The 411-nt window shown below is 62.8% G+C and carries 1 protein-coding gene; it reads left to right on the top strand.

What is annotated here, in order from left to right:
- Window positions 1-204 precede the first annotated feature (204 nt).
- Window positions 205-411, top strand: a 207-nt coding sequence (locus RNB18_RS52900; RefSeq protein WP_311721164.1) for a proteasome activator, incomplete at its 3' end; no start/stop codon positions are given.

Genomic DNA, 411 nt, shown 5'->3' with positions numbered 1-411 from the left:
CAACATCCGCTATGTGCTCACCAGCACCCCGGTGGTTCGAGGGTTCGTCATGCCCGACGGGCTAGTGTCGCTAGACAGCTCACGGTCGTGGGAGAAGATCTACGACAACGGTGAGGACCGCATCTACCGCTGGCGCGGAGAGAACGCGGCCACCAGGGCGACAAACTGACACGACCCAGAACTGACGAGATCCAAGGGAAGGCAATGACGATCAACCCCGACGATGACAACATCGAGATCCTGGCGAGCACGCCTGATGAGACCGATGCCGACGCGGACGGCAAGTCGCTGACAGACCTCGTCGAACAACCGGCGAAGGTCATGCGCATCGGCACCATGATCAAGCAGCTGCTGGAAGAGGTGCGCGCGGCTCCGCTCGACGACGCCAGCCGGGAGCGGCTGCGCGACATC

Source organism: Streptomyces doebereineriae (genome assembly GCF_031845645.1).
GTDB lineage: Bacteria > Actinomycetota > Actinomycetes > Streptomycetales > Streptomycetaceae > Streptomyces > Streptomyces canus.
Note: the sequence above shows the minus strand (reverse complement) of the source record. Positions and strands in the feature narration are given on the sequence as shown.